Consider the following 22676-nt stretch of genomic DNA (forward strand, 5'->3'; position numbering starts at 1 on the left):
ACTGGTCAGTAGGCAGGAACATCTCGGGCGTGGCGGATGCCGCCTTCGCGAGCAAGCCCGCTCCCACAAGAATCGCGTAAACCCTGTGGGAGCGGGCTTGCCCGCGAAGAGGCCCGAACAGCCTGCGAAATTTCTGAATCAGTCGTTGATCAACTTGCCCACCCGAATCGGCTCGCGCCCGGCGACCTTCGCCTGCCAGCTGCCTGGGTGGGTGTAGCGCCCACGGTCGATGGCGAACAGCACACCGCTGGTGCCGGCCTGCACGGTGGTGACCTTGTCGTTCAACGGGTCGACCACCTCGAACAGCGCATCGCCCTTCTCCACCCATTCCCCGGCTTCACGCAGGAAACTGACCACGCCGTGATGCGGGGCGAACAGGTATTGGGTGCCTTCGAATGGCATGCCCTCACAGCATTCAGCCGGTGCCGCCGGCCAGGTGCCGGAGATGAATCCTTGCTCGGCGAGGAACCCGAGAATGGCCTCGCAATTGGCCTGGGCCTGGTCGACCCGAGTGTCGCCCATGCTGCCCAGTTCCAGGGTGGTCGCCAGGTTGGCCGGTGGAATCGCCGCCGCCGGGAACGCCCTGGCCAGGCGCAACCATGGCGAAGAGCAGGACTCATCGAACGAACTGCCGCCGGAGTCTTCACACAACAACGCCACACCGGCCTTCAAGCGCGCCGCCAGGGATTGCCACTGCGGCCAGTGCTGCGGCAACGCATAGATGTGGATCGCAGCGTCGAAATCGCAATGCAGGTCGAGGGTGATGTCGGCGTCGCAGGCATGGCGCAGCAACAGGCGGTGCATGGCTTCCAGCTGCGATGGCGCTGCCGGCAAGCCGTCGAGGACCTCGCCCATGGCCTGGCGAATCAGCGCGATGTTGGCCTGGGCGTCGGAGCCCAGGCGATCACCGATCAACTCGGCCACCGGCGCACTGAGTTCGACGAACGAACGGTTGAAGTTCTTGCCGCTGCCGAGCTCGAAGCGCCCCAGGTGGCTGCCTTGCAAGTGCTGGTCGAGGCCAATGGGATTGGCCACCGGCACCAGTTCGATCACCCCCTTCAATTGTCCCAGTTGTTCCAGTTCGGTCAGGCGTTTCTTCAACTCCCAGGCGGTGCGCATGCCCGGCAATTCGTCGGCGTGCAGGCTGGCCTGGATGTACACCTTGCGCGTGCCCGCGCCATAACGGAACACGCTGAGGGTGCGCTCGCTGCCCAAGTGGCTCCAGGGCAGTTTGTGGTCGATGCGTTGCATGGAAATACTCCTGAATAGCAAGGTCACCATTGTGGGAGCGGGCTTGCTCGCTCCCACAGGTATCTCGTTTCAATAGAAGAAGCACAAAAAAAATGGCAACCGCGTCTGACGGTTGCCACTTTTCCAAACGGTTGGATTACTCGCCGTAAACGTCAAACTTGAAATACTTGTCCTGCACTTGCTTGTACTTGCCGTTGGCGCGGATTTCGGTGATCGCTGTGTTGAATTTCTCGGCCAGGGCGGTATCGCCCTTGCGCACGGCAATGCCGGCGCCGCCACCGAAGTATTTCGGATCGTTGTACTCTGGGCCAACGAAGGCAAAACCTTTACCGGCGTCGGTTTTCAGGAAACCGTCGTCCAGGTTGACCGAGTCGGCCAGCAGCGCGTCAATGCGGCCGGAGACCATGTCCAGGTTGGCTTCCTGCTGGGAGCCGTAGCGCACCAGGACAATGCCCGCCGGTTGCAGCACTTCAGTGGCGAAGCGGTCGTGGGTACTGGCGCGCAGCACACCGACTTTCTTGCCCTTGAGCTCGGTCAGCGGGTCCTTGACGTCGGTGCCTTCCTTCATCACGAAGCGTGCCGGGGTGTGGTAGTACTTGATGGTGAAATCGACGTTCTTCTTGCGGTCGTCAGTGATGGTCATGGACGACAGGATGGCGTCGATTTTCTTGACCTTCAGCGCCGGGATCAAACCGTCGAACTCTTGCTCGACCCAGGTGCACTTGACTTTCATCTGCTCGCACAGCGCATCGCCGATATCCACGTCGAAACCGGTGAGTTTGCCGTCAGGGGTTTTCATCGAGAATGGCGGGTAGCCGGCTTCGATACCGATGCGGATCGGCTTGGCGTCTTCGGCCACGGCGGTCAGGGACAACATCGACAGTGCCAGGGCACCGAACATCACTAGCTTCTTCATTTATAACTCCTGTGTGCGGAGGCTTTTATTGGCAGCTTCGATTGGCAGCGTTCGGTCATCGCTTTGTGAGCGGGAGCCGAAGTGGCCGGCAGTCTAGAGCGGCTACAGGAGGGCAAATTACGCCGAGGCGACAAATATTTACAGAAAAGTGGCAGCCGGAGGGAGGCGTCGAGGTGAGTGCGCCATGACCAGGTTTTCAGGCGTCATCCGACAGAACGGGTCGACTGGCTATGCCCGGTGTTTTGCGGCACATTGAGCGCCCTTGTGTCCCATCGAGAGTAGCTTGATGCCCACGTTGAACCTGATCCAGCACCACCCCGCCGAAGGTCCGGGCGCCATCGGCATCTGGGCCGAATCCCGAGGGTTGACGCTGAAGGTGTTTCGCGCCGACCTCGGCCAATTGCCGCCGGTCAGCGCCGATCCGGTGATCCTGTTGGGCGGGCCTTATGAGTCCAATGCCGGCCCGGCCTGGCTGGAAGCCGAACGGCAATGGCTCAGAGGCTCGCTGGATCAGGACGCGGCTGTCTTTGCCATTTGCCTGGGGGCACAGTTGCTGGGGTTGAGCCTGGGCGGGAATGTACGGCGGATGGACCGGACCGAAACCGGATGGACCAACGTGAGCTTTATCGATGGGCAAACGCTGAAGGTGCTGGAGTGGCACGAAGACGCCATCGACCTGCCGCCTGCCGCGCAGCTGTTGGCCAGCAGCGCGCACTGCGTACAGCAGATGTACCGCGCCGGGCCGACGCGGTTGGGGCTGCAGTTTCATCCGGAGTGGAACGCCGAGTCGGTGGCCATGCTCAATGCGCACTTTGGCGATGAGTCGCCGTTGCCTCGGGAGCCGCAGGACGATGCGGCCTACGCCGATGTGTTGGCGTGGTTGCAGGCGACACTGGATGAGTGGTGGGCGGCGGGAAATGAATAATGCGATCTTTTCGGTTACATCAACACTCGCAACCGACCACGCGGCTGGTTTGCCGCGGCACCCCGGCACTCAACTCAAACCCCTCATCCAGCCATCCGGTCACGCCGCCGATCATCTCCTTGACCGGATAACCCAGGGCCGCCAGTTTCACCGCCGCCTTGTTGGCACCGTTGCAGTGAGGCCCGGCGCAATACACCACGAACAGGCTGTTTTTCGGATAACCCGCCAAACCTTCGGCATTCAGCAAGCGCCCGGGAATGTTGATCGCTCCCGGTACATGCCCGCGTTCGAACGCCAGAGGGCCACGAACATCCACCAGAATGAAATCGACTTCGCCAGCCTGCTGGCTGCCGTGGACGTCGGAACAATCGGTTTCGAAGGTCAGACGGTTGCTGAAATGCATCAGGGCGATGGCCGAAGGGGCGGCGGGGATTTCGCGGACCAGGCTGGTCATGGGCTCTACTCCAAAGAAGCGGTGGGTGTGGGAAGACTTTATCCGCCAGCCGCTTGCGGCTACAGTGGCGTACAAGACACCTACCGGGAACTTTCCGCCAAATGCACCCCACCCCAGGAACGGTCGCGATTCTGGCCTACGACGGCCTCTGCACCTTCGAGTTCGGCATTGCCGTGGAGATCTTCGGCCTGCCACGGCCTGAATTCGATTTTCCGTGGTACGAGCATTGTATCGTCGCGGTCGATCAAGGCCCGATGCGTGCCATGGGCGGCATCCAGGTACTGGCCGATGGCGGCATGGAATTGCTCGCCAATGCCCGCACCATCATCATTCCCGGTTGGCGCGACCGTAGCGCCACGGTGCCGGCGGAACTGATCGCCGCCCTGCGCCAGGCCCATGCCCGGGGGGCGCGGTTGCTGTCGATCTGCTCCGGTGTTTTCGTCCTCGCCGCCACCGGGTTGCTCGACGGGCACGGCGCGACCACGCATTGGCGCTATACCTCGGAACTGGCCGAGCGCTTTCCCGGCATCCTCGTGGACCCGGACGTGCTGTATGTCGATTCCGGCCAATTGATCACCTCCGCCGGCAGCGCGGCAGGCATCGATGCCTGCCTGCACCTGGTGGCACGGGATTTCGGCACCCAGGTGGCCAATTCCGTGGCCAGGCGCCTGGTCATGTCGCCGCAACGCAGCGGTGGCCAGGCGCAATTCATTCCAACGCCGGTCAGTCCTGCACCGCGTAGCGATCTTTCCCGCGTCATGCAGTGGGCACGTGAGCGTTTGCACGAGCCGCTGGAGGTGCGCGACCTGGCCAGTGAAGCCGCCATGAGCGAACGCACCTTCCTGCGTCGCTTCACCGAAACCAGCGGCCAGTCACCGAAAACCTGGTTACAGCACGAACGTCTGGGCCGCGCCCGCGAACTGCTGGAAAGCTGCGACCAGAACACCGAGCAGATTGCCGAACGTTGTGGTTATCGTTCGGTGGAAAGCTTCCGGGTGGCCTTTCGAACGGTGGTTGGCGTACCGCCTTCGGTGTATCGGGAGCGGTTTGGGCGTGGGGGCAGTGCTATTTCTTGAGGTGTTCTCGAGGGACTCTTCGCGGGCAAGTCGGATCGCCGCACCGCCGCCCCCACAGGGAACTGCATTTCAAATGTGGGAGCGGGCTTGCTCGCGAAGGCGTCAGCCCGGTCACCGACCGATCAAGGCTTGCGCAACAGATAGGTATCCATGATCCAGCCATTGGCCAGCCTTGCAGCCTTGCGCACCCGTTCGATTTCATCCGCCACATCCTTGAGCTTGCCGCGGATCAGGATTTCATCCGGCGTCCCCAGATAGGCCCCCCAGTAAATCTCGGTGTCCTGATCCACCACCTGATGGTAAGCATCCTGAGCATCGAGCATCACCACCAGGCTGTCGGCATCGCTCACCTGCCCTGCCGCCAGACGCCGGCCGGTGGTGATTTCAACGGAGCGGCCAATCTGGTTGAGCGGCACCTTGTGTCGGGCCGCCAACGCCTGGACGCTGGTAATGCCGGGGATCACCTCGAACTCGAACCCACAGGCGCCAGAGGCCTGGATCGCCTGAAGGATACGGATCGTGCTGTCGTACAACGCGGGGTCGCCCCACACCAGAAAACCGCCGCACTGGCTGTCGGAAAGCTCCTCGTTGATCAGCCGTTCGAAGGTTTGTTGCTTGGCCAGGTTCAAGTCGTCGACACTGGTCTTGTAGTCCACCTCACCGCGCTCGCGCTCAGGGCTGTGGGCTTCGACAAAACGGTAATCGTGGCCGGTGATGTAGCGTGAGCAGATTTCGCGGCGCAGATCGATGAGTTTGTCTTTGTCCTGGCCCTTATCCATGAGAAAAAAAACATCGACCTGATTCAACGCCTTCACTGCTTGCATCGTGATGTAGTCGGGGTTGCCGGCACCGATCCCGATGACCAGGAGTTTTTTCATCACAGCAAGTCCTCGGGGTCGGTGCCCGGCAAACGCAGCCGCCAGCAACCATGGAACCGCAACTCGACAGCCGACAGGGGCTCGACGTCGATCAGGCTGGACGCTGCCCCCTGCAACACCTGCGTCAGCGCGGCACGGATGACAAAGGGATGGGTAACGGCAGCGATGTGCCCCGGCGTCGATTGCAAGGTTGTCAACCACGCGCCAACCCGCTCCTCCAGTTGCACCCGCGACTCACCACCGTGGGGCGCCGAAGCCGGATCGTCCAGCCAATCCTGGAGCACCAGGGCTTCGGTTTTTTGCAGCTCACCGATGCGCACACCACCCCAACGCCCGAAGTCGCAGTCCCTCAAGGCGTCGACAATCTCCGGTGCGCTGCCGAACAGTTCAGCGGTTTGCCGGGTGCGCAACTCCGGGCCGCAGACAAGACGCGGAGCGCCCTTGAACTGTTTGCAACGGGACAGCCTGAGCGCTTGCCAATCCATCTCCAGAGGTTCGTCCAGAGGAAAACGCGCCAATTTCTGTGCGACGGTTCGCGCGTGGCAAATCAGGGTTAAACGGGTTGCCTGCACCAGCAATCACTCCGGGGTGGAAAGGAACGGGCGTAAGGTGACCGCCATCGCGCAATTGTGCCGCAACACAGCAGGCCCGGGGGGTGTTTAATTTTCCTGCTTGAAACGGATTCCTTCAGTCATTTCCTGCCGGATTTTCTGTCATGGCTGACCGCAACGCAGGCAATCGCCTACAAGACTTTACGACATCGCCGTAGCCCTTTGGCACAGGCATTTCGCCGCTTTTTCGGGCACGAGTAAAGCATATGAAAATTCACTAGACAGGCAGTACGCGATGATCAAATACTCCTTTCAACGGACTGTTAAAACACTTGCCACGTTCATCCAGCAGGAGCCCGGATGCCTTTTGTCGCCCCCCCGTTCAAAGCACCTGGCCAGGCATCGCCTGCGGCCGAGCCGCCTGTTCCTCGTTTAATGCGGTCGATCCCAGGAAATATCCGATAAGAAAAAGCGTGGCGCCTGACAACGTTCAGACGACCACCGATTTAATGTGTGGAAAAACCGACAGTGATAGTCAGGTTCGGCTCGATCGCCGAATCGTTTGATACAGGAGTGTCTCCATGCTGGTCTTGCGTCCAGTCGAGTTGGCCGACCTGCCCCAGTTGCAGAGGCTGGCACGTGAAAGCCTCGTGGGCGTCACGTCCCTGCCAGACAATAGCGAACGGTTACGCGAAAAAATCCTCGACTCCTGTGCCTCGTTCGAAAAGGACGTCGAGGCGCACGGCGCGGAAAACTATTTCTTTGTACTCGAAGACCTGACGACACGGCACCTGGCCGGCTGCTCGGAAATCCTCGCCACGGCGGGGTTCGACGAGCCGTTCTACAACCTGCGCAACCGGCACTTCACCAGTGCCTCGAGAGAACTGAACATCGAGCACGGTGTACCGGCCTTGTCGTTGTGTCACGATCTCAGTGGCCACACCTTGCTGCGGGGCTTCCATATCGATGCCGCGCGTGTGCGCAGTGCGCATTCCGAACTACTGTCGCGGGCGCGCCTGTTGTTCATCGCCGCCCACGCCCGGCGTTTTTCCGAAACGGTGATCACCGAAATCGTCGGCTACAGCAGTGATGAAGGCCACTCGCCATTTTGGGATGCCGTGGGCAAGCATTTCTTCGACTTGCCCTACGTCGAGGCCGAACGGCTTTGCGGCTTGCAAAACCGCAGCTTTCTCGCCGAACTGATGCCGCAGTATCCGATCTACGTGCCCATGCTGCCCCAGGCGGCACAGGACTGCATCGGCAGCATCCACCCCGATGGCCAGGAAGCCTTCGATATCCTCGAACGGGAAGGCTTCGAAACCAACAGCTACATCGATCTGTTCGATGGCGGCCCGACACTCTTCGCGCGCACCTCGGGCATTCGCTCCATCACCCACAGCCAGTGCGGCGTAACCCAGCCTGGCCTGGTGATCGATGCTCGTGGCAGATTTCTGGTGAGCAACGATTCCCTGAAGGATTATCGGGCCATCGTCGCCGATCTTGATTACATCCCCGGGCAACCCGTGACCCTGGACACCGCCATGTGCGAGGCGCTGAAGGTGACCGAAGGCAGCCCCATCAGGCTGGTTGCCCTGTGAACACTCAGCAGATTCAACGCCCGGGCACACGCGCACAAGGAACCACCGCATGATTGTTCGTCCGGTCCAGATCACCGACCTGCCCGCCCTGTTCACGCTGGTGCGTCAGGCCGTTCCGGGGCTTACCAGCCTGCCGGCCGACGAAGAACGCCTGGCCAACCGGATTCGCTGGGCCCAACGCACCTTCGCCGGGCAGGTCGATCGGGCCGATGCCGATTATCTATTCGTGCTTGAGGACGACGAGCAACAAGTGATGGGCGTCAGCGCCCTGACGGGTGGTGTTGGCCTGCGCGAGCCCTGGTACAACTACCGGGTCGGACTGACAGTCAGCGCTTCGGTGGACCTGGGCATCCAGCGCCAGATCCCGACCCTGTTCCTGAGCAATGAATTGACCGGGCAATCGGAGATCTGCTCGTTGTACCTGCGCCCCGATCAGCGTCAGGGCAGCAACGGTCGTTTGCTTTCCCTCGGGCGCCTGTTATTTGTGGCCGAGTTTACCCAGCTGTTCGGCAACCGGATCATCGCCGAACTACGCGGCAGTGCCGACGAACGCGGCGGCTCGCCGTTCTGGGACAGCCTCGGCCGGCACTTTTTCAAGATGGATTTCAGCCACGCCGATCACTTGTCCGGGCAGGGCAACAGATCCTTCATCGCCGAACTGATGCCGCGCCAGCCGCTGTACACTTGCCTGCTCACCGAACAGGCCCAGGCAGTGATCGGCAAGGCCCACCCCAATACCGAACCGGCCCTGAAAATCCTCAGCGCCGAGGGTTTTGCCCACAAGGGCTACATCGATATCTTCGACGGCGGGCCGGTCATCGAAGCCCCGGTTTCCGGGATCCGCACCGTGCGCGACAGCCGGCCGCTGTCACTGGCCATCGGCTCGCCGGACGAGAAAGCGCCCCTCTGGCTGATTCACAACCGCCGCCTGGAAAACTGTCGCATTACCTGCGCCCCGGCCCGACAGGTGGGCAATAGCCTGGTGGTTGATCGCCTGACCGCCAGGCGCCTGCAGTTGCAACCCGGAGACTCGGTGCGCGCCGTACCACTGCTTGACCAGCGGCAACAGGCCGTGGCGGCGTGACTTATCAGTTCCATCGCTGCGACGTCAATCGGCCTGATCCAGCAAATTCGTCATCATTCTCCCCTGGCGCGCGTGATAGCCTTTTATCTCTTCGGCGTTGACATTTTTGCTCAAGCCCTTCCATTCCATTCCATTGGTGGAACTCATATGTCCAGGCTTTCCCATCAAGACTTGCGCCGCAATTTTCGCCAACTGTTCGCCTCCGACACCTGCTACCACACGGCCTCGGTGTTCGACCCGATGTCGGCCCGCATCGCCGCCGACCTGGGCTTCGAAGTCGGGATCCTCGGCGGTTCGGTCGCCTCGCTGCAAGTGCTGGGCGCCCCCGACTTTGCCCTGATCACCCTCAGCGAATTCGCTGAACAGGCCACCCGCATCGGCCGTGTCGCCCAGTTGCCGGTGATCGCCGACGCCGACCACGGCTACGGCAACGCGCTCAACGTCATGCGCACCATCGTCGAACTCGAACGGGCCGGCGTCGCCGCGCTGACCATCGAAGACACCCTGCTGCCCGCGCAGTTCGGCCGCAAATCCACCGACCTGATCACGGTCGCCGAAGGCGTCGGCAAGATCCGCGCAGCGCTCGAAGCCCGCTGCGATTCGGAAATGGCAATCATCGCCCGCACCCATGCCGGGATTCTGCCGGTGCAGGAAATCATCAGCCGCACCCGGCAATACCAGAGCGCCGGCGCCGACGGGATCTGCATGGTGGGCATCAAGGACTTCGACCATCTGGAGCAGATCGCCGAGCACCTGAGCGTGCCACTGATGCTGGTGACCTATGGCAACCCGCTGCTGCGCGATGACAAGCGCCTGGCCGAATTGGGTGTGCGCGTGACCATCGACGGCCATGGCGCCTACTTCGCCGCGATCAAGGCGACCTACGACAGCCTGCGCGAACAACGCCAGATCCTCACCCAGACCTCGGACCTGAGCGCCACCGAGCTGACGCACACCTACACGCAACCCGAGGAATACATCCGCTTCGCGGAAGAATTCATGAGCGTCAAGGAATGACCGTTTAAACCGACACGCCGCCTTCGTCGGATCGCCGCCCGGAGCAAGCCCGCTCCCACAGGGATTCGGAGTGAGTACAAGATTTGTGTTCAACAGAAATCAACTGTGGGAGCGGGCTTGCTCGCGAATAGGCCATCACATCCAGCATCCCTGCCGACTGACACCCCGTCATCGCGGGCACAAATGTCTTGCGCTAGACAGTCACACCGAGTCGAGCAGTTCGCGATGGGGTTTGCCGTTACCGCAGCAGATCACTCGATTGCGCCCGGTGGTCTTGGCTTCATACAACGCATGATCGGCGTCATTGAGCCAAAGCGTCGCGTCGGCGTGGGCCGGGTTGAATGACGCCAGGCCGATGCTCAGGCTGACTTTCAGCGCCGGATTCTGCTCGTAGCCCAAGGTGGCGAAGCGATCACGCAGGGCATCCATGACGGCGATGGCGCGGTTCAGGGGCAGGTCCGGAAGGATCACGCAGAACTCGTCACCGCCGTAGCGCCCTGCCACATCAGTCGCCCGCAGGTTCTGCTTGAGCATTTTGCTCAACTGACGCAAGACGATGTCGCCGGCAACATGGCCGTAGGTGTCGTTGATCGCCTTGAAATGGTCGATGTCGATCAGGGCGATCGCCCCACCTTTTTGCTGGCGTTTGCAACGCTGGAACTCGATCTCCAGCTGGTCCTTCCAGGTGCCATGGTTCAGCAGGCCTGTCAGGCTATCGGTGCGGCTCAGTGCCAGCAGTTCACGCTTCTGACAGCCGAGGGTATGGGCCTGGCGGAAGCAGATCCAGCCCAGCGCCAGTGGATACAGGCACAGCAACGGCAAACAGGCATAGAGCTGCACTGCGCTGGTGGCAGGAATGAACGCCGGGGCGAAAATCCGCAGGCCAACGAGCACGCCGAGGATTTGCGCGGCTGTCCCGGCCAGCAGGAAGCGCAAGCCGCCGATGGCCACGTTGTTCATGGCCATCATGGAAATGGTGGTCGCGCTGGGCAGTGGATTGAATTGCATCGCGGCAATCCAGAAGCCGCCGAGAAAGGCATCGATCAGCAGATTGCGGTGTTCGGCATGATAGGGCGTCCTGGCCCGGCGCGCCCATTGGTAAGCCAGATGCGGCCAGACCAGGCCATTGAACCACATGAAACCCCAGACCCAGGGCGCCGGATCGAGTGGATACATTGCCGCGCTCACGCACACCAGCCCCAGGGCCAACCCCAGGGTCCGCGATGTATAGAGCCTCCTGGCCAATGAAGATCCTTTTCCTCCCGCTTTTGCCATAGGGCCTCTGTGCCACTCGACGGAATGCGATTACAGCCTGTGCCTGTGCGCTGGAGTCTATCAGGGCGAGATTAAATAGCCATCACCGGCTGACAGGCTGAATATCGCGACATCACGCTCACATAAAAGCAAAAGCCTCACCCCGGAAACGGCTATACATGAAAGAAGGGGTTGATCGATGACCATAAGAGGAGGCCCATGCAGACCTTTCAAGTATTGATCATCGGCAGCGGGTTTGGCGGCCAATGTGCAGCAATCAATTTGCTCAAGGCCGGCATCGACGATTTTCGCCTGCTGGAGCGGCGGGATTTCTTCGGCGGCACCTGGTGCCAGAACACCTACCCCGGCGCGGCAGTCGACGTGCCCTCGCCACTGTACTCCCTGTCTTTTGCTCCGTATCACTGGACACAAATGTTCGCCGAACAGGCCGAACTGCACCGCTATACCCGCCACGTGGTGGAACACTTCGGCCTGCGCGACAAGGTGGAACTGGGCGCCAATGTCGAGCGCGTCGAATGGGACGACACCAACAGACGCTGGATGGTATACACCGCCGACAAAGGCACGTTTTGCGCGCAGTTCCTGATCAACGCGACCGGGCCGCTGAGTCAACCGGTGGTCCCGCGCTTCGACGGACAGGAACGCTTCCAGGGCAAGACGTTCCACACTAACAACTGGGATCACCACTACGACTACCGGCAAAAACGCGTGGCCATCGTCGGCAGCGGCGCCAGTGCGGCCCAGGTCATTCCGGCCATCGCTCCGGACGTCGGGCACTTGCATGTATTCCAGCGCACGCCTCACTGGGTGCTGCCCCGGGCTGACCGCCGCTTTGGCCGTTTCCAGCGCTGGCTGTTGGGGTTCAAGCCGGCCTACAAGCTGCTGCGCTGGGGGATCTACTGGCAATTCGAAACCCGGGTGATTGCCTTCAAGTATTCGAAACCGGCGGTGCACATGGTCCAGCGCCAGGCCCTGCGCTTTCTCAAACGCCAGGTGCCGGACGCCGAACTGCGGCGCAAGCTGACTCCGGACTACACCATCGGCTGCAAACGGGTAATCCTGTCCAGCACGCTGTACCCGACCCTGGCGCGCAGTAACGTGACGCTACACGGGCGCGAGCAAGGCATCGCGTCCATCGACGAAACCGGCATCGTGACCCTGGACGGCCAGCACATCGACCTGGACCTGATCGTCTGGTCCACCGGCTACGATGCCACCGACGGGGTGATTTCCTACCCGGTAACGGGCAAGGACGGCACCCGTCTCAAGGAGGTCTGGGCTCAGTACCCCCGGGCCTACCTCGGCACCGCCCTGCCCGACTTTCCCAACCTGTTCATCGTCACGGGACCGAACACCGGCATCGGCCACACTTCGGCGCTGTTCATCATCGAATCCCAGATGAATTACATCCTCGATTGCATTCGCACCGTGAAGACTCAAGGTTTACGCAGCATCGAAGTTCGCCATGAGGCGGAACGTACCTACACTGAAATGATCCACCGGGAAATGGAACGCACCGTGTGGAAATCCGGTGGGTGCCACAGTTGGTATCAAAGCAAGAGCGGTCATGTGATTGCCATGTTTCCGGGATTCAGCTTCAGCTTTCATCGCTTGACCCGAGCGCTGAAACCCGCCGATCACATATTGTCCTGAGCAGATAGAAGGGAGACGCGTGATGCTTTTGTTGTTCGTCGTTCTCGTAGTGTTCGTCGCCTGGAGCTGGCTGACCTACCCGGCCATCGGCTACTGGCTCTATGACTTGAGCATGGCGGCCGAGGCCAAGTTGTACCGGCTGCACAAGATCGTCGTGCCCATCCCCGAAATGACCGTCTCGACCTGGCAAGGCGGGCCGTACGAGGCCACCAGCAGTGTGCTGATGCTCCATGGCTTCAGCGCCGACAAGAACCTCTGGCTGCGTTTCGCCCGGCACTTTGTCGGCAGCCATCGGGTGATCATCCCGGACATCGCCGGCCATGGTGAAACCGGCTTCAAGGCGGGCGGCGGCTACGACATCCCGCTGCAAGCCAAGCGCATGATCCAGCTGCTGGACGTGTGCGGGGTGGAGAAGGTCCATGTCATCGGCAACTCCATGGGCGGCTACATGGCGGCCTGGCTCGCGGCCACCTATCCGGAGCGCATTGTGTCGGTGGCCCTGATCGACCCGGCCGGGGTCACTTCGCCCGAGCCCAGTGACCTTGAACGGCATTTGGCCAAGGGCCACAACCCGTTTCTGATTCATTCGCGGGAAGAATTCAAGCGCTTCTACGCCATGACCATGGCTTCGCCGCCCTGGGTACCGAAACTGGTGCTCGATGCCGTCGCCCAGCGCTATGAACAGTCCCGCGAGGAGCTGGAAGAAATCTTCCGCGAATTCCGCGCCAGCCCGCCGATGGAACCGCGCCTGCCCGACATCACCGCCCCGGCGCTGTTGTTGTGGGGACGCAAGGACCGGCTGATCGATGTCAGCAGCGTGGCGGTCTGGAGCAAGGGCATCGCCGACCTGCGCGTGCATATCTGGGACGCCATCGGGCACATGCCCATGGTGGAAGCGCCCTACGGCTCGGCGCGCCTGTATCGCGAGTTTTTGGCATCGCTGCGTTCGGAGAGCCCACAGGATCAACGACTGCACTAGGGGGCGTTCTCAGGTGGGGAAACTAATTGAGAACGCCCCCTGGCAGTCGTTTACAGAATGAAGTTCGTCAGAAACTTCGTTTGTCGGCGTCGCGCAAGGCTGCGATCTTTTGTCCATCCTTTACGTCACCGCGCCAGGAATCCTGTTCATGAACCACCCGAACTTCGTCAGCCCTGACCTGATCCGCCAACGCTTCTCCAAAGCGATGTCCGACATGTACCGCGAGGAGGTGCCGTTGTACGGCGCTTTGATGGAACTGGTGGAACAGACCAACCGTCACGTGCTGGACAGCGATGGGCAAATCCTGCGGCAGCTCACCAGCACCGGCGAAATCGAGCGCCTGGACCTGGAGCGTCATGGGGCGATCCGCGTCGGCACCGCCGACGAACTGGCGACCCTCGCCCGCCTGTTCGCGGTGATGGGCATGCAACCGGTGGGTTACTACGACCTGACACCGGCCGGCGTGCCGGTGCATTCCACGGCGTTTCGCGCGGTGCATGAAGCATCGCTGCAAGTCAGCCCGTTCCGGGTGTTCACCTCGCTGTTGCGCCTGGAATTGATCGAAGACCAGGAGCTGCGAGCGTTCGCCCAGTCGATGCTCGACCAGCGATCGATCTTCACCCCCACGGCCCTCACGCTCATCGAACGCGCCGAATCCCGGGGTGGCCTGACCGAGCAGGAAGCCCAGGCGTTCGTCGAACAGGCACTGGAAACCTTTCGCTGGCACCACAGCGCCACCGTCACCGCCGAACAGTATCGACAGCTCAGCGCCCAGCATCGTCTGATCGCCGACGTGGTGGCGTTCAAGGGCCCGCACATCAACCACCTGACACCGCGGACCCTGGACATCGACATCGTCCAGGCGCAGATGCCGGCCCATGGCATCACCCCCAAAGCGGTGATCGAAGGCCCGCCTCGCCGCCAGTGCCCGATCTTGCTGCGCCAGACCAGCTTCAAGGCCCTGGACGAGCCGATTGCCTTCACCGATCAAAACGAGGCTCGCGGCAGCCACAGTGCCCGGTTCGGTGAGATCGAACAGCGCGGTGCCGCCCTCACGCCCAAAGGCCGCGCACTCTACGACCGCTTGCTCAATGCCGCACGGGATGAACTCGAGGACTTCCCCAACGAAGCCAACGCCGCACGCTACAACGCCCTGATGGCACAGCATTTCAGCGAGTTCCCTGACACCTGGGAAGGCATGCGCCAACAGGGCCTGGCTTACTTCCGCTACTTCGTGACGGAAAAAGGCATGACGGCGGGCGACCTGAAAAGCACGCCCCTGGAAGACCTGCTCAGCGATGGATACCTGCGGGTTGAACCGCTGGTGTACGAAGACTTCCTGCCGGTCAGCGCGGCGGGGATTTTTCAGTCAAACCTGGGGGATGCGGCACAAACCCGTTACGGCGCCCATGCCAACCAGCAGGCGTTCGAACAGGCCCTGGGGCGTTCAACGATCGATGAACTGGAACTGTATGCCGAGAACCAGCGGCGTTCGATCGAACAGTGTTTCGCCGCGCTGGCCGATGTTGTTCAAGTCAATAAAAAACAAGGCTGAAGGACTTGTTACAACTCAATAAAAAAGGGCGACCTGCAGGCCGCCCGTTTTTTTATATCCAAAACCTTCAATACAACAAATAAAGTGTTCGCCCAGTGCAATGGCCTCGGCAATCCATGCACTGGTAAAGAGCCCTGACACTGGGCGAACGGAAAGCATTTTAGTAGAAACGGACTGATATGTCCGTGCCACAAAGATGAAATTTATCGACACAATGTTTAACAAGATGTCGATTTAAATACTATGCAACACGACAGTACAAACTCACCTGTTCGGCCATTACGGGCTGATTATTCCTATACAAAACTTGCACAAAAATAATCAGCCTGTATAGAACCATTACTCAATATTAGTGTTGGCTGGTCACCGTCAATACGTCCGTATAAACCACGTTGACGCTTTGCCCGACTTTCAAGTCCTTGAGTTTGGCCTGGACTTCAGGTCGTTTGACGTCGACGGTCTTGGACTTGCCTTCCGGGTTTTCGAAGGTCACCTGGTTTTTCTTCAGGTCGATGTGGGTGATTTTCAGCTGCACTTTCACCTGGCGGTAAGCTTCGCCGCCCGGATTGGCGCTGCCGGGTGCTGCGCGGATTTCGCCGATGGCTTCGGCGGTGCCGGGCAGGCCTTTGTCGATATCGGTGTCGAGGTACGCTGCAACGGCGCTGGTGACCGTGATGTCGACTGTATCGCCGGCCTTGAGGTTATCGAGGTTTTTCGCCTTGTCGGTCAATTGCACCGGGAACTCGTTGCCCTGCGGGCCCTTCAGAACCACGGAATGGTTCGCGGCATCAACCGAAACGACTTTGGTGGAGACCTGATCAGCCACAACGACTTCGGACAATGGGATATCGGCGGCAACCGCGCCAAAACTGGCGGCAGACAACATGGTAGCGAGGGTGATGGCTTTGGTCAGTGCATGGCGTTTCATAGGCAGAACTTTCCCTGTGATAGATGGCAACAGACGGCGTTGAAAACGGGCTCAACGCCATGTGTGCGCTGAGCATAGACGCTGTTCGGCAAGTGGTCGCGGCAGACCGCTGAATTTCGTGGCGCAGGGTACTAATACCCGGTCATTTCCAGATAGCCACTCCCTGCATGACTGCCGCTGAGGCGCACCGGGCCTTCCCAGTACGGAATGCGCAAGTCCATCCAGGCCTGGGGATTGAGCGCGGTAATGGCGATATCGAGGTGTCTGGCGGGGATGTTGATCGACCAGCGAATGGGCATCGTGCGCCCGGCAACCCGGGCGGTGTCTTGCGGCGTGAGGATGATGTCGCCGGCATGCAGCAACTGTACCTGGCCCCGGGCGTCGATCCAGGTGCCGGTGAGGTAAGGCTCGCCGTCCTTTTGCCGCATGCGATACAGCATCACCTGCTCGCCGCTGTCCAGGTGCAGGGAGAACCAGTCCCAACCGGTCTGGTTGTCCGTCAGGGGCTGGCTGCTCCATTCCCGGTCGAGCCAGGCCGGGCCACTGACCTGAAAGGTCTTGCCGTCGATGTCCAGGGTGCCGCTGGCCCGGAAGAACGGCTGGCTGTAGTAGTAAGAGGCCTGACCCTGTTCTGATTTCTGGCTGAAGCCACGGTCCCCCTGAAGCACCAGCGGCCCTGTCGGGGTCAGCCGCAGCCGGTAGCTGAAACGCCGGTCGCGGGCACTGAGTAGCACGTCAGCCAACGGGTCGTCGGCAGTCGCCTGGCTGCGCAATTGCCAGTCGTCGATCCATGCATTGAACGGCGCAACGCTGACACCGGCCTGACCGATGCCGCCACGGGCATAACGTTCGGCCGCGTGATGCACCGTCGCCGAGGTCACTGCGGCGTGGCCGAGCCAGATCGTCTGGTTCTGCCAACCCGCCACCTCGGGGCTGGCTTTCAGGGCGCTGCGGAACAAGGTCCATTGCACGCCGAATTCATTGCCCTGATCGTCCTTCAGGTTGGCCGTGACGTACCACCATTCGATGCGAAAGCCGTCGTGGGGGCCGTGATCCGCCGGGAAGCTGAACATCCGACCGGGCACCACCGGGGTGAACGCAGCGGCCTGGGTACCCAGCCCGGCAAAGCCCTTTTCAACCGGTGCCGGCTGATCGCAACCGCTCGCCAGCAGCGCCAGGAGTAACACGCAGGCCTTAATCTTCATGGGCAAACGTACGCAGCAGGTCCGCCGGTTGCGTGCGGTACAAACGGTACAACGGCCAGGCCGAGGCCAGTAGCGTCGCCACCAGCGCCAGCCCCATCAATTGCAACAGTTGCAATGGAAACACCCGCAACGGCAGGCGCCAGCCAAAGGCCTGCACGTTGATCACCGTGTCCAGGCACCACGCCAGGGCGATGCCCAGCGGCAACGCCAGCACCAGGGTCAGCAGCGCCAGCAACCAGGTTTGCCCGAGGTTGAGCAACATCAAATGCCGCCGGGTCACGCCCAGCGCCCACAATGGCGCCAGTTGCCCGAGACGGCTCTGGCTTTGCGTCAACAGGCTGATGAACAGCGCCACCCCGGCCACGCACAGCGTCAGGCTGTTGAGGGCGGCGGTGGCGGCGAAGGTGCGCTCGAAGACTTGCGTGGACCAGCCCTTGAGCCGCGCCTGATCGACGATGCGGCTGTCCTCCAGGGTAAAGCGCGCCTGCAATGCCGTGACGAACGCCGGGATCGACGGCGGTTCGATGCGCAGGTTGAAGCGGTTCGGTGTCAATTGCGGCCAGCCGCGCAGCAGGTGGCTGATGTTCACCAGTATGTGGCCCTTGGGATTGCCGTAGTCGGCGTAGATCCCGACGATCCGTGGCGACCACAGGCCGGTGGGCGTCGGCAGCGTCAAGTGATCGCCCAGTTGCACGTGCAGGCGCCGGGCCAGTTGTTCGCTGAGCATCACCGCATCGTCCTTGGCCAGCCGCTCCCAAGGATTGTCGCCCAAGGTCTCGAGTAACGGCCAGTGCTGGCGATAGGTCGGATGGTCAATGATCCCCGACAGGTCCGTCGGCCAGCCCTGCAACTGGATCGAAACCTGCCAGTTGGGCAGCACCGCCGCCAATTGCGGCTGCTGGTTGAGCCAGCTGTGCAGCTCCCGGGCCTGGGCCGGGTTCTGGGGATTGAGGTAAAGCTCGGCCGTCAGCCGTTGTTCGAGCCAGTCACTGAAGGTCTGGCGAAAGCCTGCGGTCATGCTACCGGCACCGATGTTCGCCGCCATGGCCAACAGCAGCGCCATCAAGGCCAGGCTCAACGCCGGCAGTTGCTGGCGGCAATCGGCGACAAACCACTGGCCGAGTACCGAGCGACTGCGCTGCGAAACGAGACTGAGCAGCCAACTGAGCATCACCGGCAAGGCCAGCGCGGCACCAATCAACAGCGCCGCCATCAACACGAAGCCACTGATCAGGCTGTCGCCGAAAATCAACGCCAGCAGCGCAATCACCCCGGCCAAAGCCGCCACCCAACCCTGGCGGCGCAACCAGCGTGCGTGGGCCTGATGCCAGGCCTGCGGGTCGGCCAGCGCCAGCAAGGGCAGACGCGCCGCCCGCAACAGACTGTTGGCCCCGGCCAGCAACGCGCCGATCAGACTCAAGCCGATACCACTGAACCACCACGACAGGCTGAGGCTCAACTGCCCCGCCACTTCGGCGCCGTACAAGCCACGCAGGCTGGCGGCGACATCGGGCAACAGCACGCCGGCCAGCAGGTAGCCGCTGACCACCCCGGCCACGCCGCCGACCAGGGCCAATCCAGCCAATTCGACGGCGAGACAAGCGATCAGCATCCGCGCACTCACACCGCAGGCACGCAGGGTCCGCAGCAGGCTTCGCCGTTGCTCCAGCGCCAGCCCGATGGCGGCGTGCACGATAAACAGGCCGACCACGAACGACAGTACCCCCAGGGCATCGAGGTTGAGGTGGAAACTTTCGGTCAGGCGCGCCAGGTTGTTTTCTTCGTCGGCGCGCTTGAGTTGCAACTGGCCCTTGAACGGCTCCGGCAGCGACGCGGTGAAATCCTTTGGTAACAGCAGCCGCGACAGTTGATCTGGCAATCCCAGAATCTGCTGGGCAAAACCGATGTCCACCAGCAGCACACCGGGCGCCATGTCGGCCTGCACCTGCAGCGGCGGCAGTGCCACGCCCGCCAGGTTCAGTGGCCGGTCTCCCTCGCGCAATCCCAGTGCCTGCAAGGTCTGCGACGAGATCCAGGTACTGCCCGGCGGACTGAAAAAGCCGACCACCTGTTCAATCGCCAGGGCCTGTCCGGCCACCGCCGCACCCGCCGGCAGCGACACCGGCTCGATGCCCATCAACTGCAAACGCTGCTCTTCGTGCCCCTTGAGCATGACCCGACCTTGCAGCACCGGTGACACCGGCCACCCGGCGCGGCGCAGATCGATAAACCATTGCTGGGGGAACGTGCCGCCGCCGGGTGCACCGAGGCTGGCCTGGGGCTCGCCGCCGATCAACTTACTGGCGCGGGCATAGCTGTCACGGGCCTGGCTGTTGAGTGCCTGGACGCCGGTCAACAGACCGGTAGCCAGCCATAAACCGGTCAGTACACTGAAAAACTGCACCGGATGCTGCCGCCAGTGGCTGAGCAGCGCGCGCAGGGTTTCGCCAAAGATGCGCATGTCAGCGATCACCCGCACCGGCCAGGCGACCGCCGCACAGCAGGGCTTTTTTGGCCAGCCGCGCCGCCACGCCGGGACTGTGGGTGACCATCAACAGGCTGGTGGGACTGTCCTCGAGTAATTCCAGCAGCAACTGCAATACCTCGGCACCAGTGGTTTCATCGAGGCTGCCGGTGGGCTCGTCGGCCAGCAGCAGTGGCGGGCGCGACGCCAGCGCCCGGCCCAGTGCGACCCGTTGCTGCTGGCCGCCGGACAGTTGCTCCGGATAGCGCCGCAGCAAATCGCCCAAGCCCAGGCGTTGCACCAGGTGCGCCTGCCAGCGTGGGTCATGACGCCCCGCCAGGCGTGCCTGAATCGCCAGGTTGTCTTCGACCCGCAGGCTGCCGATCAGATTGAATTGCTGGAACACCAGGCCGATTTCCGTACGCCGCCAGTTCGCCAGTTGCCCTTCATTCATCTGTTCCAGGCGATGCTCGCCACTGCGGATGCTGCCGCGATCGACCTTGTCCAGCCCGGCAATCAGGTGCAGCAAAGTGCTTTTGCCACTGCCCGACTCGCCCATCAGCGCCAGGCTGCTGCCGGGCTTGAGCGTCAGGTCGACGCCTTGCAGCACCGGCAGTGGCCCCTGCGGTGTGGCGTAGCTTTTGAAAACGCCATGGACTTCAAGCATGGGTCAACCTGCTGGATATGCATGGCCCAAGGATAGCGGCCCTGAATGTTTTTTGTCCGTTGCTGATGATCGCCCCGGCCGAACCCCGCCCTACCCTCGACGCTGGTCTAACCATAACGATAAAAAACGGAGACGCCATGCCTCGTTTCACCTTGAGCCCTCGTGGGTTGTTCGCTTGCCTGATCACTGCCTGCCTTGCGCAATCGGTGGTCGCCGCCGATGGACCGGTCGCGGCCAGCCCGCAAACCACCGCCAGTAACGCCGCGGTGCTGCAGCAACTGCCCTTCACCGACCGCACCGACTACGAGTCGGTCACCAAGGGTCTGATCGCGCCGTTCAAGGGCCAGGTCAAGGACGCCTCGGGCAAGGTCATCTGGGATATCCAGGCCTATGACTTCCTCGCCAAGGATAAGGCCCCGGAGTCGGTCAACCCGAGTCTCTGGCGCCTGGCCCAACTCAGTGCCCATGCCGGATTGTTCGAAGTCAGCCCCCGGCTGTATCAGGTGCGCGGCCTCGACCTGGCCAACATGACCATCATCGAAGGCGACGACGGGCTGATCATCATCGACCCGCTGACCATGGCCGAAACCGCCAAGGCGGCGCTGGACCTGTACTACCAGAACCGTCCGCACAAACCGGTAGTGGCGGTGATCTACAGCCACACCCACGTCGACCACTTCGGTGGCGTGCGCGGAGTCATCGACGAAGCCGACGTCAAGGCCGGCAAGGTCAAGGTGTTCGCCCCCGCCGGGTTCATGGAACACGTGATGAGCGAGAACGTCTACGCCGGCAACGCCATGAGCCGCCGCGCGCAGTTCCAGTTCGGCAGCCTGCTGCCCCGTGGCGAAAAAGGCCAGGTCGACGCCGGCCTGGGCAAGAGCACGCCGAGCGGCGGCACCGTCACCCTGATCCCGCCCACCGACCTGATCGACAAGGAACTGGAAACCCGCACCATCGCCGGCCTCGACGTGGAGTTCCAGTTGACCCCGGGCACCGAGGCGCCGGCGGAAATGAACCTGTACCTGCCGCAGTTGCGCGCCTTGTGCATGGCGGAAAACGCCACGCAAATGATGCACAACATCCTCACCCCACGCGGCGCCCAAGTACGCGACGCCAAGGCCTGGGCCGAGTACCTGGACGGCAGCCTGGCGCGTTACGGCGACAAGAGCGACGTGTTGTTCGCCCAGCACAACTGGCCGACCTGGGGTGGCGAGCGCATCCGCACCTTCCTCGCCGACCAGCGCGACATGTACGCCTTCCTCAATGACCGCACCCTGCACCTGCTGAACCAGGGCCTGACGCCGCTGGAAATCGCCGACTCGATCAAGAAGTTGCCCGGCAGCCTCGACCAGAAGTGGTACACCCGTAGCTACTACGGCTCACTGAGTTTCAACACCCGGGCGGTGTATCAGCGCTACATGGGTTTCTATGACGGTAACCCGGCCAACCTCAATCCGCTGCCGCCGGTAGAAACGGCCAAGCGTTCGGTCGAGGCCATGGGCGGCGAAGCGGCGGTGCTGGGGAAAATGCAGGCAGCAATGGCCAAGGGCGAATACCGCTGGGCCGCGCAACTGGGCAATCAGTTGCTGTTCACCAATCCGGACAACGGCGACGCCCGCAAAGCCCAGGCCCAGGCGCTGGAGCAAATGGGCTATCAAAGTGAAAACGCTACCTGGCGCAACATGTACCTGACCGGTGCCATGGAACTGCGCAACGGCGTGCCAGCCAATGCCAGCTCTTCGGTTTCGGTGGATATGGTGCGGGCGATGAGCCCGCAGATGTTCTTCGACTTCCTGGCAGTGCGCCTGGACAGCGAAAAGGCCGTAGGCCATGACCTGACCCTGAACTGGACCTTCGATGACCTGAACCAGGACTTCAACCTGACCCTGCGCAATGGCGTGCTGACCCACCGTGCCGGGCTCAACGCTCAGGCGGATGCCAGCGTGACCATGAGCAAGGCCACCCTGGAACAGATCAGCCTCAAGCAACTGGATATCCCGACGGCGATGCACAAAGGCCTGATCAAGTTGCAGGGCAATGGCAAGAAGCTTGGGGAGTTGATGAGCAGCCTCGATACGTTTGCGCCGCAGTTCAATATCGTGACGCCTTGATATCGCCTTCGCGAGCAGGCTCGCTCCCACTGGAATCCATGCAGCTCACAGCATTTGTGAACGACACAGATCCACTGTGGGAGCGAGCT

General features: G+C 61.8%; 20 protein-coding genes. 9 read left to right on the forward strand and 11 right to left on the reverse strand.

The annotated features are described in order from the left end of the window. Positions 1-138 precede the first annotated feature (138 nt). Both ACM6IT_RS12235 and ACM6IT_RS12240 read right to left on the reverse strand, forming a co-directional pair. Positions 139-1251, reverse strand: a complete 1113-nt coding sequence (locus ACM6IT_RS12235; protein ID WP_409079304.1) for a succinylglutamate desuccinylase/aspartoacylase family protein — start codon at positions 1249-1251, stop codon at positions 139-141. A gap of 136 nt (positions 1252-1387) precedes the next feature. Further along, on the reverse strand, positions 1388-2167 hold the full coding sequence (locus tag ACM6IT_RS12240; protein ID WP_046043258.1) for an ABC transporter substrate-binding protein: 780 nt from the start codon (positions 2165-2167) through the stop codon (positions 1388-1390). Positions 2168-2453: 286 nt separating this feature from the next. Here ACM6IT_RS12240 and ACM6IT_RS12245 point away from each other — a divergent pair, with 286 nt between their 5' ends. Further along, positions 2454-3092, forward strand: coding sequence for a type 1 glutamine amidotransferase (locus ACM6IT_RS12245; RefSeq protein WP_414918080.1), 639 nt, complete (start codon positions 2454-2456; stop codon positions 3090-3092). A gap of 19 nt (positions 3093-3111) precedes the next feature. Here the strand turns inward: ACM6IT_RS12245 and ACM6IT_RS12250 are convergent, their stop codons facing one another. Beyond that, positions 3112-3546: a rhodanese-like domain-containing protein gene (locus tag ACM6IT_RS12250; protein WP_056723634.1), complete on the reverse strand. Its 435-nt coding sequence runs from the start codon at positions 3544-3546 to the stop codon at positions 3112-3114. Between the two features lie 101 nt (positions 3547-3647). Between ACM6IT_RS12250 and ftrA the strand changes: the two genes are divergently transcribed. Further along, positions 3648-4622 (forward strand): transcriptional regulator FtrA, encoded by a 975-nt coding sequence (gene ftrA / locus ACM6IT_RS12255; protein ID WP_414918081.1) that lies wholly within the window; start codon positions 3648-3650, stop codon positions 4620-4622. A gap of 122 nt (positions 4623-4744) precedes the next feature. On the opposite strand, the gene cobF is transcribed toward ftrA, so the two are convergent. Both cobF and ACM6IT_RS12265 read right to left on the reverse strand, forming a co-directional pair. Next, positions 4745-5500, reverse strand: a complete 756-nt coding sequence (cobF, locus tag ACM6IT_RS12260; protein ID WP_414912984.1) for a precorrin-6A synthase (deacetylating) — start codon at positions 5498-5500, stop codon at positions 4745-4747. Continuing rightward, on the reverse strand, positions 5500-6072 hold the full coding sequence (locus ACM6IT_RS12265) for a histidine phosphatase family protein (protein WP_414912983.1): 573 nt from the start codon (positions 6070-6072) through the stop codon (positions 5500-5502). Before ACM6IT_RS12265 ends, cobF begins: the two co-directional genes overlap by 1 nt. A gap of 560 nt (positions 6073-6632) precedes the next feature. Here ACM6IT_RS12265 and ACM6IT_RS12270 point away from each other — a divergent pair. Next, positions 6633-7649 (forward strand): arginine N-succinyltransferase, encoded by a 1017-nt coding sequence (locus ACM6IT_RS12270; RefSeq protein ID WP_414918082.1) that lies wholly within the window; start codon positions 6633-6635, stop codon positions 7647-7649. Positions 7650-7698: 49 nt separating this feature from the next. Then, positions 7699-8733 (forward strand): arginine N-succinyltransferase, encoded by a 1035-nt coding sequence (astA, locus tag ACM6IT_RS12275; protein ID WP_414918083.1) that lies wholly within the window; start codon positions 7699-7701, stop codon positions 8731-8733. Between the two features lie 24 nt (positions 8734-8757). Here astA and ACM6IT_RS12280 read toward each other — a convergent pair whose 3' ends face one another. Then, positions 8758-8880: a hypothetical protein gene (locus tag ACM6IT_RS12280; RefSeq protein ID WP_414918084.1), complete on the reverse strand. Its 123-nt coding sequence runs from the start codon at positions 8878-8880 to the stop codon at positions 8758-8760. Here ACM6IT_RS12280 and ACM6IT_RS12285 point away from each other — a divergent pair, their 5' ends adjacent. Beyond that, positions 8881-9750 carry an isocitrate lyase/PEP mutase family protein gene (locus tag ACM6IT_RS12285; protein WP_008052116.1) on the forward strand — a complete coding sequence of 290 codons (870 nt, stop codon included), beginning with the start codon at positions 8881-8883 and terminating at the stop codon, positions 9748-9750. It abuts the gene before it with no gap. 201 nt (positions 9751-9951) lie between these two features. On the opposite strand, the gene ACM6IT_RS12290 is transcribed toward ACM6IT_RS12285, so the two are convergent. After that, entirely contained in the window at positions 9952-11025 is a 1074-nt protein-coding gene (locus ACM6IT_RS12290; RefSeq protein WP_223541514.1) for a diguanylate cyclase, read from the reverse strand. A 198-nt stretch (positions 11026-11223) separates the two neighbouring features. On the opposite strand from ACM6IT_RS12290, the gene ACM6IT_RS12295 reads away from it, so the two are divergent. The 3 genes from ACM6IT_RS12295 (at position 11224) to ACM6IT_RS12305 (ending at position 15212) form a co-directional block, all read left to right on the forward strand. After that, the gene (locus ACM6IT_RS12295; protein WP_414912980.1) at positions 11224-12678 is read left to right on the forward strand and encodes a flavin-containing monooxygenase; all 1455 of its coding nucleotides are present in this window, start codon (positions 11224-11226) and stop codon (positions 12676-12678) included. A 22-nt stretch (positions 12679-12700) separates the two neighbouring features. Then, positions 12701-13657, forward strand: a complete 957-nt coding sequence (locus ACM6IT_RS12300) for an alpha/beta fold hydrolase (protein ID WP_414918085.1) — start codon at positions 12701-12703, stop codon at positions 13655-13657. Positions 13658-13805: 148 nt separating this feature from the next. Next, on the forward strand, positions 13806-15212 hold the full coding sequence (locus ACM6IT_RS12305) for a VOC family protein (RefSeq protein WP_414918086.1): 1407 nt from the start codon (positions 13806-13808) through the stop codon (positions 15210-15212). A 349-nt stretch (positions 15213-15561) separates the two neighbouring features. On the opposite strand, the gene ACM6IT_RS12310 is transcribed toward ACM6IT_RS12305, so the two are convergent. The 4 genes from ACM6IT_RS12310 to ACM6IT_RS12325 form a co-directional block, all read right to left on the reverse strand. Continuing rightward, on the reverse strand, positions 15562-16140 hold the full coding sequence (locus ACM6IT_RS12310) for a hypothetical protein (protein WP_056723614.1): 579 nt from the start codon (positions 16138-16140) through the stop codon (positions 15562-15564). A gap of 131 nt (positions 16141-16271) precedes the next feature. Beyond that, complete coding sequence (locus ACM6IT_RS12315; RefSeq protein ID WP_414918087.1) at positions 16272-17345, reverse strand: lipocalin-like domain-containing protein; 1074 nt, start codon at positions 17343-17345, stop codon at positions 16272-16274. After that, positions 17335-19806, reverse strand: coding sequence for an FtsX-like permease family protein (locus ACM6IT_RS12320; protein WP_414918088.1), 2472 nt, complete (start codon positions 19804-19806; stop codon positions 17335-17337). Before ACM6IT_RS12320 ends, ACM6IT_RS12315 begins: the two co-directional genes overlap by 11 nt. A gap of 1 nt (position 19807) precedes the next feature. Beyond that, positions 19808-20476: an ABC transporter ATP-binding protein gene (locus ACM6IT_RS12325; protein ID WP_414918089.1), complete on the reverse strand. Its 669-nt coding sequence runs from the start codon at positions 20474-20476 to the stop codon at positions 19808-19810. A 137-nt stretch (positions 20477-20613) separates the two neighbouring features. Here ACM6IT_RS12325 and ACM6IT_RS12330 point away from each other — a divergent pair, with 137 nt between their 5' ends. Continuing rightward, the gene (locus ACM6IT_RS12330; RefSeq protein WP_414918090.1) at positions 20614-22587 is read left to right on the forward strand and encodes an alkyl/aryl-sulfatase; all 1974 of its coding nucleotides are present in this window, start codon (positions 20614-20616) and stop codon (positions 22585-22587) included. The last annotated feature ends 89 nt before the right edge of the window (positions 22588-22676 follow it).

The sequence above is a fragment of the Pseudomonas sp. IT-P4 genome, assembly GCF_949767755.1.
Lineage (GTDB): Bacteria > Pseudomonadota > Gammaproteobacteria > Pseudomonadales > Pseudomonadaceae > Aquipseudomonas > Aquipseudomonas monachiensis.